This window comes from Ruegeria sp. BC8 (assembly GCF_056535705.1).
The window spans coordinates 1,930,884-1,952,431 of the sequence record NZ_JBQFIV010000001.1 but is presented as its reverse complement, the minus strand read 5'-3'; the positions used below and the strand labels follow the sequence as shown (position 1 = coordinate 1,952,431).

Below are 21,548 nucleotides of genomic sequence, written 5' to 3'. Positions count from 1 at the left end.
TGATTTGTCTAATTGGTAAAAAAATTGAAGCGCGACGGCAGGTTTTCCCCCTTTCTCAAAAGCCTGACTCCGGTATGCGCAAATCGTCGCTGCGGGCCGCCACTCACTCACGCATAGTCATACGGCTCGACCCCCCTTTTTCCGAGCTCTCGACCGGCCCGCAGCGACGCAGATTTATTCAGGAAGGCTCGTATGCGGCTGATCAAGTTTTTGAAAAGAAAATCCATGACCAGCGCGGCTGTCGAAGTTGATTTTCAGGAAGCCAGTCTTCGACGGTCGCAGACCAGCAAGTCGGAAATCACCCGTTTGTTCCGCAGTGAATTGAAGGCCGGGCAACGGTCCGGTGTGAAGACATGCGCAGACTCTGCGAAAGATGAAGAAGACGGTCGGAAGACCGACAAAGCCCTTTGATTGTCAGGATTTGTCCAGACGGGCCGCGCGACCACCCCGTCTCTTGGCCAAGCGAGGCTTGCGGGCAGGCAGGTCATTCATGATTTCGGCGCGTTCCGAGCTGTCCATTTTCGACCAGCGCGTGATTTCGTCGATGGTGCGATAGCAGCCCGTACAGATACGCTCGGTCGGATGCACGACGCAGATCTGGACACAGGGGCTTTCGACCTCGTTCCTTTTCCAAATCATGTTCGTCATCGCCGGTCTCCGGGCTCGTTAAAGAAAGCGCAGCCTGTCCAGCGCTCCTTGCAGGATATAACCCGCCGCGACGTGGTCGATAACCTGTCCGCGACGTTTTCGTGTCGTATCCGCCTCCAAAAGTGCCTTTTCTGCCGCAACTGTGCTCAGACGCTCGTCCCAGAACCCGATCGGGATGTCGGTCAGTTGGGACAGGTTGCGGGCAAACGCGCGGGTTGATTGGCACCTTGGACCCTCGGATCCGTCCATATTCATGGGCAGACCAAGGACGATCCCTCCGATCTCGCGATCGGCGGCGATCTCCAGAAGGCGGGCAGAGTCCAGCTTGAATTTCTTGCGGCGCACGGTCTCAAGTGGGCTGGCCACACCGCGCATGCGGTCGGAAACAGCCACGCCGATCGTCTTTTCGCCCAGGTCCAGACCCATCAGCGCCTGCATCGGGGGCAATGCGGCTGCGAAATCCTCGAACACGTCCTGGATCATTGCGACAGACCAGCCTGCTGCGCGGCCGAGTTGATCAGTTCAAGCGCGGCGGGGTCTTCGGCAAACTTGGTCGCGGCTTCATCCCGGATCGCGGCGGCCTGCTCGGTTTCTCCCAGCACCCCCAGCGCCGAGATCAGTCGGGCCCATTCCTGCGGAGAACCACCTTCGGTCGCCAGCCGGTCCGATAATCCGTCAACCATGCCGCGGATCATCTCCTGACGCTCCTCGGGCGTCATTTCTGCCGCGGCTTCCATATCCGACTGGCTGGGGCCCGCACCTGCCGGAGCAGCTGCCATTTCGGGCGCGTTGAAGACGCCGGCGCGCCAGGCAAGTTCGTCGATCTGGGCGCGAATGGCGTTGGCCCAAGGCGCCCCCGGTGGCGACGTGCGCAGCGTGTCCATCCAGACGCGATAGGCCTGGTCCGGCCGTCCGATCTGCAGCAGCATCTGTCCCCAGTAATAGCGCGCCGGTCCCGATTGTGGGTCGCGTTCCAGTGCCTGTCGCAAGGCCGCTTCGGCTTCGGGAGAGACATAGCCCCCTGCCGCCAGGATCAGCATTTCTGCCAGGTTCGAATAGGCGTCCGCCGGAGCCTCATCCCCCATCAACTCGATTGCACGGCGTTGGGCTGCATAACCGGCCTGAAAATTGCCCGCGTTGGTTTCGTGCTGCGCCAATAGAATGTGACCCTGAAGATCGTCCGGTCGGTCGGCCACGGTCGTGCGCAGCTGGTTCAGAAGGTTGGCATAGCTGTCTTCAAGCTGAGGCGCTTCGACGGGTGGGGCCATCTGCTCGGCCTCTTCCTGGCCGGGTCTGTTCTCACGCAGTTCGGCGGCCATTTCCATGCGCGCTGAAAGCGGCTGATCAGGGTATCCGGCAGCACCCAGCTGGCGGTACAGAGCAAACGCTCCGCCGATCAGAACCAGGGCAACGAACCCGATGGCGGCCACCCGAACAGTGGTCGACGGCCCGGTCGCCGCGTCACCCGTGCGGATTTGCGCGTCGGCAGCCAGGATACGGCGCGAAATCTCGGTCCGGACCCGCTCGGCGTCGGCTTTGGCGATCACACCGCGGGCCAGATCGCGGTCAACGCTGGCCAGCTGTTCCTTGTAAACCCGCAGATCGTAGGCCGCCGGATGTTCCTGTCGCCGGCGGGTTCGGGTCAGGCCAAAGGCCAGGAATGCGGTGATCGACAGCGCAAAGAGCAGAAGCAGAACCCAGAATGTCATGATCTCTCCGGAATTGTTGCCCTCACTTAGACCTGCGCGCGCCCGGAAAAAAGGGACAAATGGCCGCGAATGGCCTACATGTCGCAATAGTGCGATATTGCGGCGCTGCACGGCAGGGGTAATCTGTCGCCGCACGGCATATCTTCGGCCAATCACGAACCGGACGGATTCGCTCATGAAACACTATTCAGCCTTTGCCGTAGCGCGAGAGGCGCTGCGCTATCACACCGGATGGGAGCGCGCGTGGCGTTCGCCAGAACCCAAGAAACGGTATGACGTGATCATCGTCGGTGCCGGCGGACACGGTTTGGCGACGGCGTATTATCTGGGCAAGAATTACGGTATCCAGAACGTCGCAGTGATCGAAAAGGGCTGGCTGGGCGGCGGCAATACCGGGCGGAACACGACCATCATCCGCTCGAACTATCTGCAGGACCCGTCGGCGGCGATATACGAAAAATCGCGCAGCTTGTACGAGGATCTGAGCCAGGATCTGAACTACAACGTGATGTTCAGCCCGCGCGGCGTGATGATGCTGGCGCAAACCCAGCACGAAGTGCGCGGCTATCAGCGTACGGCGCATGCCAACGCGCTGCAGGGGGTCAAGACCGAATGGATCGAGCCCGAGCGCGTAAAGCAGCTGGTCCCGATCATCAACATCGACGGCCCGCGCTATCCGGTCCTGGGTGCGCTGTGGCAAGAGCGCGGCGGCACCGCACGCCACGATGCGGTGGCCTGGGGCTATGCCCGGACCTGCTCGAATATGGGTATGGACATCATCCAGCAGTGTGAGGTCACGGGCGTCCGGTCCGAAAACGGTCGCGTCACAGGGGTCGAGACGACCAAGGGCGCCATCGAATGTGACAAGTTGGGCATCGTTGTCGCGGGTCACTCGGGCCAACTGGCCGAGATGGCGGGCTTCCGCCTTCCGGTTGAGGCGCTGGCCCTGCAGGCGCTGGTGTCCGAGCCGATCAAGCCCTGCATGGACGTGGTGGTGATGGCCAACACCGTACACGGCTACATGTCGCAATCCGACAAGGGCGAGATGGTGATCGGGGGTGGCACCGACGGGTTCAACAACTACACCCAGCGCGGTTCGTTCCACCATATCGAGGAAACCGTCCGCGCCCTGGTCGAGACCTTCCCGATGATCTCGCGCCTCAAGATGCTGCGGCAATGGGGTGGGATCGTCGACATGACCGGCGACCGTTCGCCCATCCTGTCCAAGACGCCCTTGGGCGGTTGTTTCATCAACTGCGGTTGGGGGACCGGCGGGTTCAAGGCCATCCCGGGCTCGGGCTGGGGCATGGCGCAGCTGATGGCCACCGGGCATTCCCCGTTGACCGAGGCGTTCTCGCTGGACCGGTTCAAAGAGGGCCGCTTCATCGACGAAAGCGTCGCCGCCGGGGTCGCGCACTGATGTCAGTCGCCCCAATGTGCTCCGTGAATGGTTTCAGAGCTTTTCGGGCTGTCGGATTTTGGCTTGATGGCCTTCTTTTCCTCAGACCGGAAAATGAAAAACGCGATCAGCCCAAAGACGGCAAGCGTGCCTGCAACGGTCAGAATTATGGTCAAAATATCCATACACTCGACTTGGGCGTGTGGTCGAAAGAATTCAAGCAAGGAGTAGCCACATGCTGATCCTGAAATGCCCCTATTGCGGCGTCGACGCCGAAGAGACCGAACTGACCGCCGGTGGCGAAGCGCATCTGAAACGCTTCGGTCCCGGGTCGTCGGACGACGATTTCCATGACTATCTGTTCATGCGCGAAAACCCCAAGGGCGTGCATTTCGAACGCTGGCGCCACAGCAACGGCTGTGGCAAGTGGTTCCATGCCGCGCGCTGCACCGCCACGCTCGAGGTGTTCGGCACCTATTCGGCCCAGGTCACTGAGCCGCCGAAGGAGATCCGCGATGCGATTTCGGCCAAACGGCCGGGTTGGACGTGGAGAGAGTTCTCCTGATGCTTCGTCTTCTCATGAATACATCTGCCGGAGGCCTTGGTGCCTCCACCTGCGAAAGGTCCGCAACATGAGCACCCGTCTCGCAAATCAAGGTCGCCTGATCGACAGGTCGAAACCGGTCACGTTTTCCTTCAACGGTACCTCGATGCAGGGCTATCAGGGTGACACGCTGGCCTCGGCCCTGCTGGCTAATGATCAGATGATGGTCGGCCGGTCGTTCAAATACCACCGTCCGCGCGGCGTCGTGGCCAGCGGTGCCGAGGAGCCCAACGCGCTGGTCGGTCTGGGGCAGGGCAACCGGTTCGAGCCGAACCAGCGTGCCACCACGACCGAGCTGTTCAACGGCCTGACCGCGATCTCGCAGAACCACTGGCCCAGCCTGGAATATGACATCGGCGCGGTGAACACGGCTCTGGCGCGGTTCCTGCCGGCGGGCTTCTACTACAAGACGTTCATCCACCCCAAACCGTTCTGGAAACATGTGTACGAGCCGTTCATCCGCCAGTCCGCCGGTCTGGGCAAGGCGCCCGATAAGGACAGCCGCGACGCGGATACCTATGAACACTTCTATGCCTTCACCGACGTATTGGTGATCGGCGGCGGTGTTGCGGGCCTGCAGGCGGCCAAAGCCGCCGCGCAATCGGGCGCCAGGGTCATGCTGATCGAGCAGACCGCCTATTGGGGGGGGCGCGCGCCTGTCGACGGCGGCACCGTCAACGACGAGCCTGTGGATAAGTTCGTGGAACAATTGGTTTCCGAACTCGAAACAATGGGCAACGTCACCATGCGGTCGCGCTGCATGGGGGCTGGGGTCTATGATCACGGTTACGTGCTGGGATACGAGCGTCTGAACGACCACAAACCGGGCACCCAGGGCCCGCGCCACCGCCTTTGGCGCATACGCGCCAAACAGGTCGTTACGGCGACCGGTGCGATCGAGCGCCCGCTGTCCTTTGCCGGCAATGACGTGCCGGGGGTGATGTTGGCCTCGGCCATGCGCGACTATGTGGTCAACTGGGGCGTGACCCCGGGCGAGCGCGTGATCGTCGCCACCAACAATGACGACGCCTACCGCACCGCGATCATCCTGAAACAGGCTGGCGTGGATGTGTTGCGCGTCGTCGATGCCCGTCCCTCGGCCGGGCCGCTGGCGGACGAGGCGCGCAGCCTCGGTATCCGGGTCGATCCCGGCAAGGCCATCGCCAAGGTCAAGGGCGGCAAGCGGGTCAAGAAGGTCGCGATCTGCAACCAGGAAGGCATCGGCGGCGCTCGGGAAGAGGTCGAATGTGATGCGGTCGCCATGTCGGGCGGCTGGTCTCCGGTGGTGCACATGTGGTCCCATTGCGGTGGCAAGCTGATCTGGGACGAAGCCAACGCCCATTTCCGCCCCGACCCCGACCGTCCGCCGCTGGGCGCAGATGGCGCAGGCTTTGTTGTGGCCGCAGGCTCGGCAAGCGGGCCGCTGGCGCTGGGCGAGGTGCTGGCCGATGCCCACGCCGCGGGCAAGGCCGCGGCCAAGGCAGCCGGCTTCAAGCCGAAGAACACCAAGGCACCGCAGGGCGAGGCCGAGACCGAAGCGCCCATGCAGGCCGTTTGGCTGATGCCCGCCAAGGCCGAGGTGCAGCTGCGCATGAAGTCGTGGCTGGACTTCCAGAACGACGTGAAGGTCTCGGATGTGCAATTGGCCGCGCGCGAAGGCTATGAAAGCGTCGAGCACACCAAGCGTTATACCACGCTGGGCATGGCGACGGATCAAGGTAAGCTGAGCAATATCAACGGTCTGGCGATCCTTGCTGATGCGCTGGAGTCGGAGATTCCCAAGGTCGGCACCACCACTTTCCGCCCGCCTTATACGCCCATCTCGATGGGAGCCATCGCGGGCGAGGCGCGCGGCGAGGTGTTCCAGCCGATCCGCCGCACGCCCATGCATGACTGGCATGACCGGAATGGTGCCGATTGGGAGCCGGTGGGCCACTGGCGTCGCCCTTACGCCTATGTCCGAGCCGGGGAATCCGTGCATGACGCGGTGAACCGCGAGGTCAAGAACACCCGTGAAAACCTCGGGCTGTTGGATGCCTCGACCCTGGGCAAGCTGATCGTCAAGGGCCCGGACGCGGGCAAGTTTCTGGACATGATGTACACCAACATGATGTCCACGCTGAAGGCCGGCAAATGCCGCTATGGCCTGATGTGCTCGGAAAACGGCTTCCTGATCGACGACGGCGTCGTGGCCCGCATCGACGAGGACACCTGGCTGTGCCACACCACCACCGGCGGAGCCGAACGCATCCATGCCCATATGGAGGAATGGCTGCAATGCGAGTGGTGGGATTGGAAGGTCTATGTCGCCAACGTGACCGAGCAATACGCCCAGGTCGCCGTGGTGGGCCCCAACGCCCGAAAGGTGCTGGAGAAGCTGGGCGGCATGGATGTCAGCCGCGAGGCGCTGCCGTTCATGGAGTGGCGCGACGGCCAGATCGGCGGCTTTGATTGCCGGGCCTACCGCATCTCGTTCTCGGGCGAGCTGTCCTATGAAATCGCGGTGCCCGCCAGCCAGGGTCAGGCCTTCTGGGATGCCCTGATGGAGGCCGGGGAAAAGTTCGGCGTGATGCCTTATGGCACGGAATGTCTGCACATTCTGCGGGCGGAAAAGGGTTTCATCATGATCGGGGACGAGACCGACGGCACCGTGATCCCGCAGGATCTGGGGCTGCACTGGGCGATCTCGAAGAAGAAAGAGGATTTCCTGGGCAAGCGGGCGCAGGAACGCTCTCACATGACCGACCCGGACCGCTGGAAACTGGTGGGTCTGGAAACTGTGGATGGATCGGTTCTGCCCGACGGTGCCTATGCGGTGGGCGAAGGCGTGAATGCCAACGGCCAGCGCAACGTGATCGGGCGCGTCACCTCGACCTATTACTCGGCCAACCTGGGCCGGGGCATCGCCATGGGGCTGGTCAAGAACGGGCCGAACCGCATGGGCGAAGTGATCGAAACCCCGGGCACCGACGAGAAAATCTACAAGGCCAAGATCGTGGACCCGGTGTTCTACGACAAGGACGGGGAGAAGCAGAATGTCTGAACCCATCAGCGCACTGAACCACGCAAGCTTTGACGGCATCGCCCGGATCGAGGAATGCGGCCTGCAGGGGATGATCACCCTGCGCGGCGACCTGTCCGACAAAGTCGTGATCAAGGCGGTCAAGGACGCCACCGGCCAGAAGATGCCCGGCCAGCGCGAGGCTTTCGTCGATGGCGAAACCGGCGTCTGCTGGATGTCGCCGGACGAGCTGCTGGTGCTTGTTCCCTACGCCGAGGTCGAGGAAAAACTGGCCGCCATGCAGGGCGCGCTGAGCGGCGTTCACGCGCTGGCGGTCAACGTCTCGGACGCGCGGGCGGTGTTCCGGGTCTCGGGATCGACCGCGCGTGAGGTGCTGGGCAAGGTTGCGCCCGTCGATTTCTCGTCCGATGTCTTCCAGCCCGGTCAGATCCGGCGCACGCGCCTGGCGCAGGTTGCGGGGGCGTTCTGGATGGACGACGCGGAATCCTTTCGCGTGGTGTGCTTCCGATCGGTGGCGGATTACGTGTTCAAGCTGTTGAAGGTTGCGGCGCAGCCCGGCAGCGAGGTCGGATACTACTGAACCCGACTCCACCTTGGCAGAAAGAACAAGCCCCGGACATCACCGGGGCTTTTCATTATTTGACGGCCTCGCATCTGCCGGTTCCGTAGGGTTTGTTCGATGCCCCGAAATTCACGAAACTGCCGCTCACCTTTAGCCCACCGTCTGTTGCAAGATTCGCCTGATAGCGCATTCGAATGGCCTGACCTTCGGTACTCTTGAGCGTCACGTTCCAGATCATCCGATAGCCCTTGGCCCCACGATCCCGAAGCTGCGCGTTGGTCCAGTCATGGTAGTTGCTGGCGGCTTGGGCCGTGCTGGCCGTGGGGTCGATTTGAAAGGCATATTCGGGTGCAACCCAGCCGTGGCTATCCTTTTTCGTGATCGTGCACTTGTAAGCCGTGGGGGATGCGGCGGCCGCCTGTGCTGTCAGGACCGCGGCGAGAAATGGAATAAGTCGCAAGTCAATTTTCCTGTAATTTCAATGATCAATACAGGAAAATGAACACTGCGTCGTCGGGTGTTCAAGGGCAAACTCTCGTTTGGGTAGAGTTTCCGTTGCGGAACTCTATTCCGTGAACAGGACGCTGCGGTACTGGGGCAAGGCGCTCGGGTCCAGCAAGTCCTGGGCCGAGATTGGGCGCCCGGCTTCATCGTGCATGTTTGAGTAGAAAGACAACGTCGCAAGCAGGGCTTCGACCCGTTCGGCGCGATTGTTTTCGTCCAGCAGGGGCGCGTGCAGCGACAGATACAGGGCTGGCTTCTGCTCCCGCAGCCAGTCGGCGAGCGTCGGCAGAACCGCAAACTCCGCCCCTTCGATGTCCATTTTGACCAGCGAAATGCCTGTCAGGTCCGTCGCTGTGGTGAACTGGTCCCAGGCGATGGTCAGGGCATCGGTTCCATGCGCGCCGTCATGCAGGAGCGAGCTGGTGGAGTCGCCGCGCTCGCCCCTGACTGAAGCCATGCGCGCCACGCCGAACCGGTCGGACAAAGCCACGCCAAAGGCCGAGACATTGCGGATGTCGTTCAGGTCTAGGTTCCAGGCCAGATGGCGAAAGGCGGTGGGGTCGGGTTCGAAACACCAGACATGCCGGGCCTTGCGCGCGCCATAGAGAACCGTCGGGCCGATCCAGGCGCCGATGTCCAGATAGTCGCGGTCGGGCGACAGGTGCTGGTCCAGGACCGCGAAAGTCTCGGGCTCCCACGCGCCGCTTGAGGCCTTGCGCCAGAATTTCGAATGGTAGGGGTCCAGCCGGAACACCTCGCCATTCAGGTTGCCTGCATAATGACCGCGAGCACGGTAGAACATCTTGCGCGCCTGCGTCAGCATCGCGGACCTCCGGGTTTTCTGCGCTCGGGCCTTGACCTGCGGCGGTTGCCAAAGCATTTAACCTTGGGAACGCAACACAAATTTACAGGGGGCCGAGATGGCTTTTGAACTTCCTGATCTTCCTTATGCACATGACGCGCTGGCAGCCAAGGGCATGTCGGCGGAAACGCTGGAATATCACCATGATCTGCACCACAAGGCCTATGTCGACAACGGCAACAAGCTGATCGCCGGGACCGAGTGGGACGGCAAGACGCTGGAAGAGATCATCGTCGGCACTTATGACAAGTCGGCCGTCGCACAGAACGGGATCTTCAACAACATCAGCCAGCTTTGGAACCACAACCAGTTTTGGGAAATGATGGGTCCGGGCGAGTCGAAGATGCCGGGCGAGCTGGAAAAGGCGTTGGTTGAAAGCTTCGGTTCGGTCGAGGAGTTCAAATCGCAGTTCAGCGCGGCGGGAGCCGGTCAGTTCGGTTCGGGCTGGGCGTGGCTGGTCAAGAATGCCGACGGCTCGCTGGCGGTTACCAAAACCGAAAACGGTGTGAACCCGCTGTGCTTCGGCCAGACGGCACTGCTGGGTTGCGACGTGTGGGAGCACTCCTACTACATTGACTTCCGCAACAAGCGCCCGGCTTACCTCTCGAACTTCCTCGACAACCTGGTGAACTGGGAAAACGTTGCATCGCGGATGTAACTCTTGACCCGACGAGGGTTCATCAAGGGCCTGCTGGCGGTGACGCTGGCAGGCCTTGTTGTTTCGCTGTACGGGTTCTTTATCGAACCGGCTATGCGGCTGCGGGTTCGCAAATGGAAGCTCAAGCGCGCGGACTGGACGGCGCCTCCGCTGCGGATCGCGGTCATCGCCGACCTTCATGCCGGCGAGCCATTCGTTACCGTAAAGCGTATCAAGCAGGTCGTAAGGCGAACAAATGCGCTGGATGCCGATCTGGTCTTGCTGCTGGGGGATTTCACCGCCAGCCACAGGATGGTTTCGAAACCTGTCGCGATGGCGGACATCACCTCGGTTCTTGCCGGACTGACCGCGCGCCATGGGGTTTTCGCGGTGCTGGGAAACCATGACTGGTGGGATGATACGGCCGCGCAACGCCGGGGCGGTGGGCCCAACTTATATGCCGATGCATTGGCCGCGAGTGGCATCCCGGTCCTGTCCAATTCTGCGCAGAAACTGGATGGTCCGGGAATCTGGCTGGCGGGCCTCGAAGACCAACTGGCCATCGTGGAGGGCAATGGGCGATACCGCGGCCTGGACGATCTGTCCGGCACGTTGCGGCAGATTACCGATGACGCGCCCGTCATCCTGATGGCGCATGAACCGGACATATTTCCCCAAGTGCCAGATCGCGTCGCCTTGACACTGTCCGGTCACACGCATGGTGGTCAAATCAGACTGTTTGGGTGGTCGCCCGTGGTGCCCTCGCTGTTTGGCAATCGCTATGCCTACGGCCCGGTGCGCGAAGGTGGAAAGGATCTGGTAGTTTCCGGCGGCATTGGGTGCTCGATCCTTCCGGTCCGGTTTGGTGTTACACCCGAGATTACGCTTGTCGAAATTTCGGCCTGATCTGCGCTTCGGGTGGAAACTTGCCGATACGTCAACTTTTGCACGCATGCGCCGTTGCAAGACGCCAAAGAGTGATTAGCTGTTAGTTGCGGGAGGAGAGAACCGCCAAAACCAAAACAATGAGGGAATAGCTGCCAAATTGTGCCGTGGGTGCAAGATGTTGGCTGTTCTTGTCGGGCGGGGGACGGCCACGAAAACCACAACGGGAGATCGCAATGGTCGCACTTGCACAGGGTACTTGGGTCATCATCGCCGACGGGGAAAAAGCACTGTTCACTGAAAACGTGACGGATGCCGAGAACCCCAATCTGGTGGTCGTATCGGTTGAGGAACATGATCATCTCGCCGCGCGGAGCAAGCCCTCGGATCGGGCGGGACGGCGAAATGATACCGGGCCGAACCAGAAATCTGCGGTGGAGGAAGACACCTGGCGCACTCACGCCAAATCCCTGTTCGTCCAGGATGTGGCCAACCTGCTCAACAAAAAAGGGCTGAAGGGCGCGTACAAGCGGCTTGTTCTGGTTGCCAGCCCACAGGTCCTGGGCCTGCTGCGCCGGCGCCTTCACAGCGAAGTTCTGGCCAAAGTCGTAGCCGAAGTCGACAAGACCCTGACCAATCATCCACTGCACAAGGTCGAAAAGGTGCTGCAACGCCAACTGCGCACCTCGACCGCCTGATCTAGCTAGTTCGGGACTCACGGGCGGGGAAGCCGCCCGTGACGCCTATTATTTCAATAACTTGCGCAATTCGTTCACCGCGGAATCGGCGTCGTCTACCCATGTGATGAAACGGGCCAAGGAGGCATCCGCAAAACCTGCGTCGATCACCTGATCCAAAAGCGTGTGAAGCGCGTCCCAGTATCCGTCCACATTCATCACCAGAATGGGTTTGTCATGCAGGCCCAACTGGCGCCAGGTCAGCGCTTCGAACAGCTCGTCCAACGACCCTGGTCCGCCGGGCAGCACGACCACGGCATCCGCATTCATGATCATGACTTTCTTGCGTTCGTGCATCGTTTCGGTGACCACGAAACGCGTCAGATCTGTTTTTCCCACTTCCCGCCGGAGCAGATGAACCGGTATCACCCCGAAGGTTTCGCCTCCGGCCGCTTGCGTGGCCCGGGCGACTTCGCCCATCAGGCCCACGTCACCCGCACCGTAGACCAGCCGCCAGCCTTCGGCGGCCAGCAGCCGTCCAAAGGTGCCTGCGGCCTTTGTGTAGGCCGAATTCCCGCCATTGCGTGACCCGCAATACACACAGATCGATTTCTGGGACATCAAACAGCGACTCCGGGGTTGTGTCAGAGGTTTTGACCCGTGATAGCGGGATTGGTAAATTGGCTCAACCGTTCGGCGGAAAGCTTTTGAGTCAAGGCATTTGCGCTGCGGAGTGAAGGAAAAAACATGGACGCCAAATCGGGAAGCGGTAGGTCGGGTGCATTCGTCTGGGGTATCCTTGCGGGTATCTTGGCTGTGATTGGCGCCGGGGGCTTGTATCTTTCGGGTGTCTTCGGTCCTGCGCCGCAGTCTGAACAATCCACTACGGAAGAGGCCGTCGCCGAAAGCGCCAGCGAAGAGACGACTGAGCCAGCCGCCACACCGGCACCAAGCCCGGATGCAGAGGACTCGCAGGTCGTTGCGGAACCTGACAACGCGGACGAGGTTCAGACCTCGACCGAGACCGAAGAAGCAACCGCGCCGGAAGCCGAAGAGACAACCGCGACCGACGAGCAGACTGCGCAGGACGCGACGGTTGAAGAACAGCCGGCAGAGGCTGCTCCCTCACCCGAGGCTAACGCGGCCGCAATTGCTCCGACGCTCGACCAGATATTCGTGGAGCCCGACGGCAATGCGCTTCTGTCCGGCAAAGGCGACCCGGGCAGTCAAATTCGTATCCTGCTGGATGGCGAGCCGATCCACAGCTTCACGGTCGATGGCAGCGGCCAGTTCGCCGAGTTCGTCACCATCCCCTTCAGCGAGGCCGCGCGAGGTCTGGTTCTTGAAGCCGGTGACGGTACCCGGTCTGCGCAATCGGATGACTATCTGATTGCCGCGTTGCCCAAGCCGCCTGCGCCACCCGCTACGAACGAGCAAGTCGCCAGCACAGACACCGAAGCGCAGGACGAAACGGCGGAACAGCCGTCTGCGGCCGCAGACGCAGAGGACACCGAGGTCGCGCAAGCGGACGAGACCGTTACCGGGGCGCAGGACGAAGAAGCAACCTCACCCGAGGCCACGACCGAGACTCAATCCAGCGAAAGCCAGCAGGTGGCCGTTTTGCGGTCCGGTGAGGAAGGGGTTGAGCTTGTCCAGTCGCCGTCGTCCGAAGACACGTCGCCCGAGCAGGTTGCGCTTGATACGATCGGCTATTCCGACGCTGGCGATGTCCAATTGTCCGGCCGTGTGTCCGAGGGTGCTGCGGTTCGGCTCTATCTGAACAACAAGCTGGTGGCCGACATCACGCCAGGACAGGACGGTGATTGGCGCGGGGAGATCCAGGAAGTCGATCCCGGTGTCTATACCCTGCGTGTTGACGAAGTCGACACGGACGGAACGGTGCTGAGTCGTCTTGAAACGCCATTCAAGCGCGAGCCGGTTGAAGTTCTGCAGGCGGCCGAGGCGCAGGATGCGTTGCCGGGCGCCGACCAAAGCACGCCGATCCGGTCCGTTACCGTGCAGAAGGGCGACACCCTGTGGGCGATCTCGCGAGAGCGTTTTGGCGACGGTGTTCTGTATGTCCGCCTGTTCGATGCGAACCGCGACCTGATCCGCGACCCCGACCTGATTTATCCGGGCCAGGTCTTCACCATCCCGGAATAAAGGCTTAGGTCTTGCGAGGCCGGGTTTTCGCCCGGCCTCGAAGCTTTCCGGGTCAGACATGAGAAGACTTGCGCCTATGCATTCCGCAGACATGCCACAGATGGACGAACGCAAGTCGGGTTGGCTGACCATCCGAAAAGTGGCTCCGTACCTGTGGCCCGAAGATGAGCCGTGGGTCAAACGGCGGGTGGTCTTCGCGATGGCCATGCTGGTTCTCGCGAAGTTGATCGCGGTCTATACGCCGATCCTGTACAAGGGCGCGGTCGATGCTTTGGCGGGCGAGGGCGTGCCGCCGCTGGCGCTGGGCGCCGTAGGTCTGACGGTGGCCTATGGCGTGGCGCGGATGATGACGGTGGGGTTCCAGCAGTTGCGCGATGCGCTGTTCGCGCCGGTGGGGCAACGCGCGCTGCGGGCGCTGGCGCTGGAAACCTTCCAGCACATCCACCAGCTGTCGATGCGCTATCATGTGACCCGCCGGACGGGCGGCCTCAGCCGGATCATCGAGCGTGGGGTCAAGGGCGTGGAGTTCCTGCTGCGCTTCCTTTTGTTTTCGATCGGACCGTTGATCCTTGAACTGCTGCTGGTGGCGGTGGTTCTGATGTGGCTGTTCGACGTCTGGTACCTGGTCGTGGTGGCCGTCACCATCGCGCTGTACATCTGGTTCACCTTCACGGTCACCGAATGGCGCGTGAAGCTGCGGCGCGAGATGAATGACCAGGATACCGAGGCCAACCAGCGCGCCATCGACAGCCTGCTGAATTTCGAAACCGTCAAGTATTTCAACGCCGAACGGCGCGAAGCTGAACGATATGACGTGTCGATGAAGGCCTATGCGCAGGCCGCGTTGAAAACGGCATACTCGCTGGCCTTCCTGAATTTTGGTCAGTCCTTCCTGATCACTTGTGGCCTGATCGGAGTGATGGTTCTGGCCGCGATCGGCGTTCAGAACGGGCAGTTGACGGTGGGCGATTTCGTGATGGTCAACGCCTACATGATCCAGATCACCGTGCCGTTGAACTTTCTGGGCACCGTCTATCGCGAGATCCGGCAGGCCTTGGTTGATATGGGCCAGATGTTCCAGCTGCTGGAGCAGCCGGCCGAGGTAGTGGACAAGCCAGACGCCAAACCGCTGCAGATTACCGAAGGCCGGGTCGAACTGGACGATGTGCATTTCGGCTATGACCCAGACCGCGAGATCCTGCGCGGCGTCTCTCTGGTGGTGCCGGGGGGGCAGACCGTGGCCATCGTGGGCGCGACCGGCTCGGGCAAATCCACCATCGGTCGGTTGCTGTTCCGGTTCTACGACGTGACCCAGGGCGCGTTGCGGATCGACGGGCAGGATGTGCGCGACGTGACGCAGGAAAGCTTGCACGCCGCCATCGGCGTGGTGCCGCAGGATACAGTGCTGTTCAACGACACTATCCGGTACAACATCGCCTATGGCCGCGAGGGGGCCTCGCAGGCCGAGATCGAAGCCGCCGCAAAAGCCGCCCAAATCCACGACTTCATCATCTCTCTGCCCGAGGGGTACGAGACCAAGGTGGGAGAGCGTGGCCTGAAGCTCTCTGGCGGCGAGAAGCAGCGCGTGGGCATTGCGCGGACGCTGTTGAAGAACCCGCCGATCCTGCTGTTGGACGAGGCCACGAGCGCGCTGGATACCGACACCGAGCAGGACATCAAGGATGCCCTGGCCCGCGCCGGCGAGGGGCGCACGGTGATCACCATCGCCCACCGCCTGAGTACCATCGCCGAGGCCGACCAGATCGTCGTTCTGGAAAAGGGCGAGATCATCGAGCGGGGCACCCACGACGAGTTGTTGCACCGTGAAGGGCGTTATGCCCAGCTGTGGAACCGCCAACAGTCGGATACGCAGGCGGCCTGAAACCTCTTCGGCTAAGGTCTCAAACGAAAACGGGCCGGCAGTACCGGCCCGTTTCTTGTGTTACTCGGCCGCTTTCAGCGGATGCCCCGGTGTGTCGCCCGGGCTTTCCTCGGCATCGGCAGCCTCATCCTCGGTCCAGACGATTTCCGTCGCCTGCATCCGGCGGGCCGAGTCTCCGATCGCCATATCCTGCGCGATCTGGCTGGAACGGCCGGCGGTCACGCGGGCCAACAGTTTGCCCAGCCATATGGCATAGGTGGTCACCCACACCCGCAACGCCAGGAACGAGGGCGTCACGATCAGCGTCAGAACCGTGGCGATCCCCAGGCCAAACACCACTGCCGTCGCCAGCTGCTTCCACCACAGAGCGGTGGGGCTGTCGATGGAATAGCCGCCATTGATGAAGTCCAGCGACAGGCCGAACATCATCGGTGTCAGGCCGGCCATCGTGGTCAGGGTGGTCAGCAGAACCGGACGGATCCGCGCCTCGGCCGTGCGCACGATGGCGTCGATCCGGGGCATGTAGCGGCTGTATTCCTGATAGGTGTCGATCAGAACGATGTTGTTGTTCACCACGATCCCCGCCAGCGCCACGATGCCGGTGCCGGTCATGATGATCGAGAAGGGCTGTTGCATCACCATCATCCCGATCAGCACCCCGGTGGTGGACAGAACCACCGCCAGCAGCACCAGCACCGAGTTGTAGAACGAGTTGAACTGCGCCAACAGGATCACGAACATCAGACCCAGCGCGGCCAGAAAGGCGCTGGAGAGGAAGGCCTGGCTCTCGGCTTGGTCTTCCTGGTCTCCGGTCCATTCCCAGGTGATCGTGTTGGCAAAGGGCTGAGTGTCCAGCCACTCGGTCAGTACCGCGATCCGCTCGTTCGGGTTGATCAGCGTCAGGCGGGCGTCGCCGTCATCAATAGCGGCCTGCACCTCCTGCAAGCTGTCCGCACCGGTCAACTGAACCAGAGTATAGGCCGTACCATCGGCACCGTTGATCGTCGCACCTTCGGGTTCCGAGCCTTCGGTCACTTCGCGCACCACGGCCAGCCGCTGTTCTCCATCCGGGGTGTCGATCACCACTTTGCTCAGACCGGACTCCACGTCGGCCTTGACGTCGTAATAGCGCTCTTGATCCACGCGGTTGATTTCGGCCAGCTTTGCCACCGGTTTGCGGGTGATGAAGTTCGACAAGGGCACCAGCCCGTCCGGAGTACGCACCTTGAGCGTATCCAACGTGGACAGGACCCGATCCTGATCGGGCAGGCGGACGCGGATCTCGATCTCTTCATCCACGCTTTCGGGGCGCATTTCGCCCAGCAGGATGCCACGGGTCACCAACTGCACCATCGCGCCCACGGTCGCCACGTCGGCCCCGAACCGTCCTGCCTTGGCCACGTCGACGTCGATCTGCCAGTCGATACCGGGCAAGGGCAGGGTGTCCTCGATCTTGATCAGGCCCGGGGTGTTTTCAAACACCTCGCGCGCGGTCAGCGTGGCGCGGGTCAGGTCATCCCAGTTGTCGCCCTTGATCCGCAGGTGCACGGGCTTAGCCGAGGCCGGACCTTGTTCCAGCGGCAGGATCTCGACAACGAAACCCGGCAGCTTGGCAAGCTCGGCGTTCAACTGCTCGATCACGAAATCGCCGTCATACTCGGGCGCGACGGTGTGCTTGTCGAACAATCCGCCTGCGACAGGTTCCGACACGTTCGGGCGATCCTCCCACGGGATGATCTCGAACTGCACGCGGCCCACCGTGTCCGCCGGAGCCTGCGCCCCACCGTTGTTCTGGTTCAGGCCGCCTTCACCGGCGAACGAGAACACGTTGATCACTGCCGGATGCTGGCTGATCACCTGTTCGGCCTCGAAAACCAGCGCGTCCTTTTCGGCCAGCGACAGGTTGCCCCGTGCGCGGACATAGGCGGTGGCCTGTTCCGGCTCGCTTTCGACGAAGAATTCAACACCGCGGTTGTTCTGACCGTACATGGTCATCACCGTCATCACCGCAAAGCCTACTGCCACGATCGAGACGATCGGCATGATCGGATTGCCGACCAAGAACTTGATGACATAACCGAAGGGCGTATGTTCCTTGGCCGTGTGGACACGTTCGTCCGGCTTGCGCTCGATCCGGGCTGCGCTCAGCGTGACCGATCCGGCGAAGGCGCCGAACAGGAACAGAACCGCGCCCAGCAAGAACCCACCGCCTGCGCCTTCCGGCAGCAGATACGTGGGGTTCAGCAGCTGCATAGCGCCCAGGAAGATCATGTAGACCGACGGCGGAACCATGACGGCACGCACCCACCAGGGCGTCCGCGCGCGCAACCAATCCGAGCTGCGGTCGAACACGCGGCTCAACCGGCCCGAGACACCGCCCATCACCGGCAGGTAGATCAGCGCCACGATCAGCGAGGCCGACAGAACGAAGATCAGCGTGACCGGCAGCATCCCCATGAATTCACCCGGAATGCCCGGCCAGAACAGCATGGGCAGAAAGGCGCACAGCGTCGTGGCGGTTGACGAGACGATGGGCCAGAACATCCGCTGGGCTGCCTCGACATAGGCGTGCATCGGGCCGACGCCTTCCTTGATGCGTTTGTCGGCATACTCCACGACCACGATCGCGCCATCGACCAGGATCCCCACCGCAAGGATCAGGCCGAACATGACGATGTTCGAGATGCTGACCCCCATGATGGCCAGGAATGCGAAACACAGCAGGAACGAGGTCGGAATCGCGAAGCCCACCAGCAGTGCCGCACGGGTACCCAGCGAAGCCAGAACCACGATCATCACAAGCGCGATGGCTGTCAGGACCGAACCTTCCAGCTGGCTGACCATCGAGCCGACGATGCGGCTCTGGTCATTCGACGTGCCGACATTCACGGCAGCCTGCAGCTCGGCTGGCCACTTGGTCTCGGCCTTGGCGACGGTCTCTTTCACCTGCGCCACGGTGTCGATCAGGTTGAAACCCTTGCGTTTGACGACCTGCAGCGCCACCGTCGGTTCGCCGTTGAACCGGGCGGTCCCTTCGCGGTCTTCGAAGGTATAGTTGATCTCGGCCAGTTCGCCCAAAGTCACGACCCGGTCGCCATTGACCTTGATCGGCAGTCCATAGACATCCTGTGCGGTCTTGAAGGACGAAGGAATCTTGACCGAAAACGCACCCTGTTCGGTCTCGACCTCACCAGCGGCGATCAGCTGGTTGTTGTTCTGCACGACGTTGATCAGCTCGGCCGCGGTGACGTTGTACGCCTCAAGCCGCAGCGGATCGATGACCACTTCCAGCATTTCATCGCGATTGCCGGCGATCCCGGCCTCAAGGACCGAATCCATCGCCTCTAGCTCATCCTGGAGGTCCTTGGCGACCCGCGCCATCGTGCGTTCGGGCACGGCACCCGAAAGGTTCACGATGACGATCGGGAATTCCGAGAAGTTGATCTCGGTCAGCGTGTATTGCTCGGCGCCTTCGGGAAAGTCGGCCTGTGCACTGTTCATCGCGTCGCGCACGTCAGCGGTAATGGCTGTCTTGTCCCAGCCAAAGTCGAACTCAAGCGCGATCCCCGCATAGCCCTCGGCGGCGGTGGCGGTCATCTCCTTCAGGCCGTCCAGATCCGCAAGCTCGGTTTCCATCGGCTTGATCAGCAGGTTTTCACTGTCTTCGGCCGAAATGCCCGGAAACTGAACCGACACGAACAGGGCCGGAATCTCGATGTCCGGCTCGCCTTCTTTGGGCAGGCTGACATAGGCAAACCCGCCGATGATCAGCGAGATGGCAATGAATGCCAGAACCATTCGGGCCCTGTCGGCGGCCCAGCTGACTATGCCAGTCATTGGGAAACGTCCTTGTAGGTGGGCGCTACGACCACACCGGCGGTCACGAACTCTTGTCCGACCACGATGATGTCTACGGTTTCCGCAAGACCGCCGACCCATACACCGTCGGCCGTGTCACGCAACAGGCGGATGGGTACGAAATCGACGACATTACCGGCTCCGACCGTCCGAACGCCCAGCTGACCTTCATTGTTCAGCGTCAACGCCGATTGCGGCAGCAAGTGAGCCTTGGCGCCTTCGGCCGCGATGCGGATACTTGCGGTCTGCCCGTCCCGGATCAGAAGCTCGGGGTTCGGAACGGTGATTTCCACCTCGAATGTGCGGGTGGTTTCGTCCGCCGAACGGCTGAGGAAGGTCACACGGCCCTCGACCTGCAGTCCGGTCACCAGTTGTGCCTGCGCCGGAGCGCCGACGGTGACACGGTTCACTTCGGTTTCAGGAACGAAGCCGACCAGCTTGATCGGATCAAGCTGGATCACGGTCGCGCACAGTGATCCGGGCTGCATCAGACTGCCCAATTCGGCGGCATCGCTTTCCAGAAGGCCCTGAAACGGGGCCTCGATGGTGATGCGGTCCAATTCCAGTTCGGCAGCCGCAACCGCCGCTTCCGCGGCCTCGATGCCGGCTTCGGTGGCCTTCAACTCGGCCTCGGCCGCCTTGATACCGGCCTTTGCGGTACTCATCTCGGCCTCGGCCGCGATCCGCCGGGTTTCGGAGCCGAAGCCAGTTTCCGACAGTTTGCGGGCTGCAATCAGGTTTATTTCGGCCTCGGCAACGCGCGCATGCGCTTCTTCCAGCCGTGCTTCGGCTTCGGGCACACGGCTTTCCGCCTCCAGCTTGGCCGCCTTGGCTTGGGCAAGCTGTGCCGGGCGTGAGCCGGGATCCAATTCGCACAGCAGATCGCCGGCCTCGACGAAGGTGCCTTTGCGCTTGGGTTCCGAAATGACGGTCGACGTGGTTTCCGCCAGAACTTCGACCTGACGGATTGCTTTGGTTTCACCGCGCAGCAGAACGGCGCTGTCGATTTCGCGCGCAGTGGAGCGCAGCGCAACAACCCCAACGGCCTGCACGGCAGAGGCGTCGCTTGCCTCAGCGCCAGCGTCAGACTGGCTCGCAGCATCTTCGCGACCGGCAAATGCAAACAGGGCATCGCGCTCGAAAACCACGAAATACAATGCAACGATGACCAATACGGCGTTGACGAGGGATATCAATCGCATGCCGTCATTCTCCTTAAAATATTATGTCCGCACAAATGCCGGTGGGCTCGCAATGACATGGGTGTGTGCGTGCGCGAAGTCCATACTGAACTGAATAGTTTGGTTTGATTTTTTTCGCAAGAGCGCCCTGACGCTGAGCAATTGTGCATTTCGGGTACTTGGCTTGCTGATGGCGCCGGGGTATGACATGGCGCCAGAAAGCTGAATGCAACGCCCGGGGGCAGGAATGAGCGACGTCGACAGTTTCATTGATGAGGTCACCGAGGAGGTGCGCCGCGACCGGCTTTACCTGCAGCTGCGTCGATGGGGCTGGGTCGGTGTTCTGGCCGTTGTTCTGATCGTGGGCGGTGCGGCTTTCAATGAATATCGCAAGGCGCGCGACGCCAGTCAGGCGCAGAAGCTGGGCGACGATATTCTGGCCGCGATGCAGCTGAACGACGCTTCCGCACGTGCCGGTGCGTTGGCGCAGGTCACGGCCAATTCGGCCGGCGAGCAGTCTGTTTTGGGCTTTCTCCTCTCGGGCGCATTGTCCGAGTCGGGATCGGCCGAACAGGCCGTTGAACAGCTGAACGCGATTGCTGTTCAGGGTGATCTGCCGGAAATCTACCGCTCGATCGCTGTATTCAAGGCCCTGTTGTTGCAGTCCGAAACCATGCCCGCCGCCGAGCGCCGGCAACAGTTCGAGTCGCTGGCCGCTCCGGGCGCGCCGCTGCGTCTGTTGGCAGAGGAGCAACTGGCCCTGATCGACCTCACCGATGGTGACACTCAGGCCGCGCTGGAACGTCTGCAGGCCATCCGTCAGGATGCAGAGGTCAGTGCCGACATCCAGCAGCGTGCAACCCAATTGATCGTCGCGCTGGGCGGAACGCCCGAACCGATCACCGCACAGCAGGGTTGATACGCGGCCCATTTCAGTGAACCAAGACAGGCGAGT

At 61.7% G+C, this 21,548-nt stretch carries 20 protein-coding genes; 11 read left to right on the top strand and 9 right to left on the bottom strand.

Going from position 1 to position 21,548, the window contains the following annotated elements:
• Nucleotides 1-192: 192 nt before the first annotated feature.
• Entirely contained in the window at nt 193-411 is a 219-nt protein-coding gene (locus tag ACR3EK_RS09890; protein WP_170358657.1) for a hypothetical protein, read from the top strand.
• 3 nt (nt 412-414) lie between these two features.
• Here ACR3EK_RS09890 and ACR3EK_RS09885 read toward each other — a convergent pair whose 3' ends face one another.
• Genes ACR3EK_RS09885 through ccmI form a run of 3 tightly spaced genes read right to left on the bottom strand, consistent with a single transcriptional unit; the run spans nt 415 to nt 2,357 of the window.
• On the bottom strand, nt 415-648 hold the full coding sequence (locus ACR3EK_RS09885; protein WP_170337967.1) for a DUF1289 domain-containing protein: 234 nt from the start codon (nt 646-648) through the stop codon (nt 415-417).
• A gap of 18 nt (nt 649-666) precedes the next feature.
• The gene (ruvX, locus tag ACR3EK_RS09880) at nt 667-1,131 is read right to left on the bottom strand and encodes a Holliday junction resolvase RuvX (protein ID WP_093962467.1); all 465 of its coding nucleotides are present in this window, start codon (nt 1,129-1,131) and stop codon (nt 667-669) included.
• Nucleotides 1,128-2,357 (bottom strand): c-type cytochrome biogenesis protein CcmI, encoded by a 1,230-nt coding sequence (gene ccmI / locus ACR3EK_RS09875; RefSeq protein ID WP_480633285.1) that lies wholly within the window; start codon nt 2,355-2,357, stop codon nt 1,128-1,130. The genes ruvX and ccmI overlap by 4 nt, the downstream gene beginning before the upstream one ends.
• A gap of 175 nt (nt 2,358-2,532) precedes the next feature.
• Here ccmI and ACR3EK_RS09870 point away from each other — a divergent pair, with 175 nt between their 5' ends.
• Nucleotides 2,533-3,777: a sarcosine oxidase subunit beta family protein gene (locus ACR3EK_RS09870; RefSeq protein WP_480633284.1), complete on the top strand. Its 1,245-nt coding sequence runs from the start codon at nt 2,533-2,535 to the stop codon at nt 3,775-3,777.
• A 2-nt stretch (nt 3,778-3,779) separates the two neighbouring features.
• On the opposite strand, the gene ACR3EK_RS09865 is transcribed toward ACR3EK_RS09870, so the two are convergent.
• Entirely contained in the window at nt 3,780-3,941 is a 162-nt protein-coding gene (locus ACR3EK_RS09865; RefSeq protein WP_170358663.1) for a hypothetical protein, read from the bottom strand.
• Between the two features lie 50 nt (nt 3,942-3,991).
• On the opposite strand from ACR3EK_RS09865, the gene ACR3EK_RS09860 reads away from it, so the two are divergent.
• The 3 genes from ACR3EK_RS09860 to ACR3EK_RS09850 all read left to right on the top strand — a co-directional run bounded on the left by ACR3EK_RS09860 (nt 3,992) and on the right by ACR3EK_RS09850 (nt 7,962).
• Nucleotides 3,992-4,321, top strand: a complete 330-nt coding sequence (locus tag ACR3EK_RS09860) for a sarcosine oxidase subunit delta (RefSeq protein WP_170446575.1) — start codon at nt 3,992-3,994, stop codon at nt 4,319-4,321.
• 67 nt (nt 4,322-4,388) lie between these two features.
• Entirely contained in the window at nt 4,389-7,403 is a 3,015-nt protein-coding gene (locus ACR3EK_RS09855; RefSeq protein WP_480633283.1) for a sarcosine oxidase subunit alpha family protein, read from the top strand.
• Nucleotides 7,396-7,962 (top strand): sarcosine oxidase subunit gamma, encoded by a 567-nt coding sequence (locus ACR3EK_RS09850; protein ID WP_480633282.1) that lies wholly within the window; start codon nt 7,396-7,398, stop codon nt 7,960-7,962. Before ACR3EK_RS09855 ends, ACR3EK_RS09850 begins: the two co-directional genes overlap by 8 nt.
• A 55-nt stretch (nt 7,963-8,017) precedes the next feature.
• Here the strand turns inward: ACR3EK_RS09850 and ACR3EK_RS09845 are convergent, their stop codons facing one another.
• Entirely contained in the window at nt 8,018-8,404 is a 387-nt protein-coding gene (locus tag ACR3EK_RS09845; RefSeq protein ID WP_480633281.1) for a hypothetical protein, read from the bottom strand.
• A 105-nt stretch (nt 8,405-8,509) separates the two neighbouring features.
• Nucleotides 8,510-9,271: an FkbM family methyltransferase gene (locus ACR3EK_RS09840; protein WP_480633280.1), complete on the bottom strand. Its 762-nt coding sequence runs from the start codon at nt 9,269-9,271 to the stop codon at nt 8,510-8,512.
• 97 nt (nt 9,272-9,368) lie between these two features.
• On the opposite strand from ACR3EK_RS09840, the gene ACR3EK_RS09835 reads away from it, so the two are divergent.
• The 3 genes from ACR3EK_RS09835 to ACR3EK_RS09825 all read left to right on the top strand — a co-directional run bounded on the left by ACR3EK_RS09835 (nt 9,369) and on the right by ACR3EK_RS09825 (nt 11,530).
• Nucleotides 9,369-9,968, top strand: a complete 600-nt coding sequence (locus ACR3EK_RS09835) for a superoxide dismutase (protein ID WP_170358674.1) — start codon at nt 9,369-9,371, stop codon at nt 9,966-9,968.
• Nucleotides 9,969-9,971: 3 nt separating this feature from the next.
• On the top strand, nt 9,972-10,853 hold the full coding sequence (locus tag ACR3EK_RS09830; RefSeq protein ID WP_480633279.1) for a metallophosphoesterase: 882 nt from the start codon (nt 9,972-9,974) through the stop codon (nt 10,851-10,853).
• A gap of 215 nt (nt 10,854-11,068) precedes the next feature.
• The gene (locus ACR3EK_RS09825; RefSeq protein ID WP_170338489.1) at nt 11,069-11,530 is read left to right on the top strand and encodes a host attachment family protein; all 462 of its coding nucleotides are present in this window, start codon (nt 11,069-11,071) and stop codon (nt 11,528-11,530) included.
• Nucleotides 11,531-11,578: 48 nt separating this feature from the next.
• Here the strand turns inward: ACR3EK_RS09825 and ACR3EK_RS09820 are convergent, their stop codons facing one another.
• Complete coding sequence (locus tag ACR3EK_RS09820; RefSeq protein WP_480633278.1) at nt 11,579-12,130, bottom strand: LOG family protein; 552 nt, start codon at nt 12,128-12,130, stop codon at nt 11,579-11,581.
• 126 nt (nt 12,131-12,256) lie between these two features.
• On the opposite strand from ACR3EK_RS09820, the gene ACR3EK_RS09815 reads away from it, so the two are divergent.
• The gene (locus ACR3EK_RS09815; RefSeq protein WP_480633277.1) at nt 12,257-13,672 is read left to right on the top strand and encodes a LysM peptidoglycan-binding domain-containing protein; all 1,416 of its coding nucleotides are present in this window, start codon (nt 12,257-12,259) and stop codon (nt 13,670-13,672) included.
• Nucleotides 13,673-13,772: 100 nt separating this feature from the next.
• Nucleotides 13,773-15,554, top strand: coding sequence for an ABCB family ABC transporter ATP-binding protein/permease (locus ACR3EK_RS09810; RefSeq protein ID WP_480633276.1), 1,782 nt, complete (start codon nt 13,773-13,775; stop codon nt 15,552-15,554).
• Nucleotides 15,555-15,614: 60 nt separating this feature from the next.
• Here the strand turns inward: ACR3EK_RS09810 and ACR3EK_RS09805 are convergent, their stop codons facing one another.
• Nucleotides 15,615-19,391 carry an efflux RND transporter permease subunit gene (locus tag ACR3EK_RS09805; RefSeq protein WP_480633275.1) on the bottom strand — a complete coding sequence of 1,259 codons (3,777 nt, stop codon included), beginning with the start codon at nt 19,389-19,391 and terminating at the stop codon, nt 15,615-15,617.
• The gene (locus ACR3EK_RS09800) at nt 19,388-20,614 is read right to left on the bottom strand and encodes an efflux RND transporter periplasmic adaptor subunit (protein WP_222456860.1); all 1,227 of its coding nucleotides are present in this window, start codon (nt 20,612-20,614) and stop codon (nt 19,388-19,390) included. The genes ACR3EK_RS09805 and ACR3EK_RS09800 overlap by 4 nt, the downstream gene beginning before the upstream one ends.
• Before the next feature lie 226 nt (nt 20,615-20,840).
• Between ACR3EK_RS09800 and ACR3EK_RS09795 the strand changes: the two genes are divergently transcribed.
• Nucleotides 20,841-21,512, top strand: coding sequence for a hypothetical protein (locus tag ACR3EK_RS09795; protein WP_480633274.1), 672 nt, complete (start codon nt 20,841-20,843; stop codon nt 21,510-21,512).
• The last annotated feature ends 36 nt before the right edge of the window (nt 21,513-21,548 follow it).